Source organism: Floccifex sp. (assembly GCF_051873555.1).
Classification (GTDB): domain Bacteria; phylum Bacillota_I; class Bacilli_A; order Erysipelotrichales; family Erysipelotrichaceae; genus Floccifex.
In genome coordinates this window covers 1-4051 of the sequence record NZ_JBJEEY010000010.1, presented here as the reverse complement: position 1 = coordinate 4051, position 4051 = coordinate 1, and the positions used below count along the sequence as shown (strand labels likewise).

At 31.7% G+C, this 4051-nt stretch carries 3 protein-coding genes; all 3 read left to right on the top strand.

Annotated elements, in window-relative coordinates; translation table 11 throughout:
• A partial coding sequence (locus tag ACI32A_RS00750) for a DUF6908 domain-containing protein (protein WP_439753109.1) occupies positions 1-1487 on the top strand: 1487 nt, incomplete at its 5' end.
• Positions 1484-2413, top strand: a complete 930-nt coding sequence (locus ACI32A_RS00745; protein WP_439753108.1) for a DUF3991 domain-containing protein — start codon at positions 1484-1486, stop codon at positions 2411-2413. The genes ACI32A_RS00750 and ACI32A_RS00745, both read left to right, overlap by 4 nt.
• 70 nt (positions 2414-2483) lie before the next feature.
• The gene (locus ACI32A_RS00740; RefSeq protein ID WP_117572558.1) at positions 2484-3872 is read left to right on the top strand and encodes an ATP-binding protein; all 1389 of its coding nucleotides are present in this window, start codon (positions 2484-2486) and stop codon (positions 3870-3872) included.
• The last annotated feature ends 179 nt before the right edge of the window (positions 3873-4051 follow it).

Here is a 4051-nt window from a genome sequence, read left to right as displayed (position 1 = left end):
ATCGTGCTTGGCAAACAAACTTTAATCGTCATGTGGATAAAGGTGAAAAAGGATTGATGATCCTTGCTCCTGTAACACATAAAGAAGATCGATTGATGAATAAAGTAGATGAAAATGGAAACATTGAATTAGATGAATCCGGTTCACCCATTCAAGAACAACGACAAGTCAATGTGACACGATTTAAAACAACAACTGTATTTGATATATCGCAAACTTCTGGAGATCCTCTACCCTCTCTGATTCATGATTTAACAGGATCAAGTAATGAAATCAAAGCCATGATTCAAACGATTCAATCTGTATGTACAATTCCTATTGAATTTAAAACAGAAACTGAAGATTTGAATTTTATGACTGGAGCTAAAGGATATTATTCACGAAAAGAAGATAAGATTGTAATCAATAAAGATTTAGAAGATTTACAAATTGCCAAAACATTAATACATGAGTATGCTCATAGCCTGCTTCATAAACAAACAGATAAAAATCAAAGCCAGCGAGAAATTGAAGCCGAATCGTTAGCGTTTGTGTTATGTGATCATTTTGGATTAGATACTTCTGAATATTCATTTGGCTATATTGCCAGCTATGCTGAAAAAGATTTTGATGAATTGAAATCTATTTTAACCAATATTCAAAGTAATGCTCATGAAATGATTGAACAATTAGAACCTGTATTCAAGGAGAAACTGCATATGATAGAAATCAAAAACAAATATATAACACCATTAGAAATGGAACAAATGAATCATGATATTGTGATTCAGGTTTCTTCTTTGATGGAACAATATAAAGAAGCACTAGATGATCCAAATGTATCCACTTCGGATATCCATGAAATGGTGGATCAACAAATCTATGACGTGATTAACAGTAAGCCTGCATATTCTGATCAGGCTTTTTTGTTTGGAAACAATCACGACTATTATCAAACCCTTCGGACAGTATGTTTTGAAGCATTCACCAATCCCAATTTTGATTTAAGTAAGACCTGGTTTATTGAAAATTCTATTGAACATAGAAACTATGAATTATTTGAACAAATTGCACAACCGTTACTGACCAAAGATGCTTATTACATCAAATATACAACACCAGGATTTATGGATCTGAATGTTGAAATCATTGAAGATGATCGATTGGTTATGGCTCATAACTATGAATTAAATGGTGATTTAATGGCTGATCCAGATATTGAATTTACAGTGGATAAAGAAAACAGACTGCTCTATCCACAGTCTTATCAGCAGGATAATCTTCAATTTTATGAACGAGTGGATGGTGATCCATTTCGTGCTAATGAACTCAATCGATTTATGAATCAATGGATTCACAATATCCAGGAACAGAAATATAAAGTAGAAACGATTTATACGGATGAATTTGAATTATTTGCAAAAGAAAATCCAAATGGCGTACGTAAATTTTGTAAGGAAAATGGAATCACAAAGATGGCGCCAAAAAGTAAGGAGTTGGAAAGATGAACAAACGATTTATACGAAAAGATGTTCTAGAAAAAGTAAGAACCCTATCGGCTTTTGATTATTTAAAGAATTATGCTCCAGACCTGTTAGTAAAAAATGGAAGAACTGATTATTATCATCGAGATCATAATTCCTTACATTTTTCCAATGGAAAATGGTATTGGTGGTCACAAGGTAAAGGCGGAACTTCTGCACTAGATTATTTAATTATTGTGGAAGGATACGAATTCAAAGAAGCTTGCAATTATCTATCCGAATTAATGAATGTTAGTGCACCAGTTACGACTTATTATCATCCAAAACCAACAAAGCCATTTGAATTACCTGTCAAAGATAAAAACAATGATTTAGTGATTCATTATTTATGTGAAGTACGAAAAATTGATAAAGGAATTGTAGAAGATTTCATATCCAAAGGACTGATTTATCAATCTGCTAACTTCAAGAATACAGTGTTTGTTGGATATGATAAAGATAAACCAGCGTATGCGTTTAAGCGAAGCATCTTTAAAAATTTCAAATTGGATCATGCTGGAAGTAATAAGGCATTTAGTTTCAATTACACAAATGCAAATAGTAGTGAACTCCATGTGTTTGAAGCAGCTATTGATTTATTGTCCTACATGACACTTTTAAAAATGAATGAAATAGATTATACCGAATTTAATTATCTGTCTCTTGCCGGAGCCAGTGATAAGATAGCTGCTAAATCAGAAGCCGATATTCCTATTGCACTAAAAGCGTATTTAGAAAGAAATCCAAATATCAAAACAATTATCTTCCATCTAGATAATGATGAAGTTGGTATTGGTGCAACAGCAAAAATCATTTCTATTCTGAATTCAAAATATCAATGTATAGATGAGCATCCAACTTCTTACAAAGATGTAAACGATGAATTAATTGATAAGGCGAATCATATATAATTGAATTTTTGTATACTTTAAAGTATACTACTTATAAGTATACAAATAACCAGTTAGGAGGGAATCAATCATGTATGGTAGAAAAGAAGAAATGAATCATCTAAAAGAATTGTATGATAGTAATAGATTTGAATTTTTAGTGATGTATGGTCGTAGACGTGTTGGCAAAACGACCATTCTTCAGGAATTTGCTGAAAACACGAATTCTATATTCTTCCCTGCTCGTGAGAAAAATGACGCACTAAACTTGGAAGATTTTTCTAAAATGATTCAATATCATTTTGATAAAAATTTTATTGCTTCCTTTCAAAGCTGGGAAGATGCATTGAATTATATTGGTGCAAAAGTTGAACAAAGAACTGCCGTTATTATTGATGAATTTCCATATATCATTGAAGAAAATCCTTCTATAAAATCAATTTTGCAACATACAATTGATCATAATTGGAAAAATAAAAATATTTTCCTAATTCTTTGTGGATCTTCTGTAAGTATTATGGAAAGTGATGTTATGGGCAGAAAAAGCCCATTGCACGACAGGCAAACTTCTTCTTTAGAAATTAAGCCTTTTGATTATTTAGAGAGTAGTGCATTTTTTCCAAATTACAGCAATGAAGATAAATTATTGGCTTATGGTATTCTTGGTGGGATTCCAAGATATTTGGAAGCATTTGATTCCAAACTTTCCATAGAAAGAAATATTGCTGAGAAAATCATTCGTAATGGTGCGTATCTACATGAAGAACCAGATAATCTTTTAAAGGCAGAATTAAGAGAAACAAATGTTTATAGCAGTATTTTGTCAGCTATTGCCAATGGCAGAAATAAAATCATTGATATTGCCAACTTCATTCATGAAGATCGTACAAAAGTTGCTAAGTATCTGATTACTTTACAAACACTTCGATTGATTGAAAAAAGAATTCCGTGTGGAGAACCTGAAACAAGTAAAAAAACAATATATGTTATTAAAGACAATTTCTTTAAATTCTGGTTTAGATATGAATTCACAAATAATTCCTATTATGCAATGCTTGGAGCTAAAGATGCTTCCAAAGAAATTATGAAAGATATCAGTAATCTGATGGGTGATGCTTTTGAAGATATTTGTAAAGAATACATCATTCGACTAGCTAAACAAAGAAAACTTCCATTTATTCCCTATCATTTAGGAAAATGGTGGGGTGCAAATCCTGCAATTAAGGCACAGGATGATGTTGATTTACTAGCTATTGATCGTACAGGCACAAAAGCCATCTTTATAGAATGCAAATTCACTTCTCAACCAATGCCTTATGATGAATATGAAGATTTAATGACAGCTACAAAAGCTTTTCCAAATATAGAAGAAAAACAATTATGGTTCATCAGTAAATCTGGTTATACAAAATCTGTAATCGAACAGGCAAAGAAAGATCAAGCAACTTTATTAACGGTTGATGATTTATTTGACTTTTGATACACTTTATTTAGTAATTTGGGCTGGTCGAAAGACCCGGGTCCACACATTGGCGGGTAAGATACTCGCCTTTTGTATTTTTAGATAAGGATGATATATATGAAACCAAATAGGCTTAAACAACTATCAGAAAAAGAATTTCTTGAACGATTAGAAAAATCAAGAAAGCAATCTAAAGA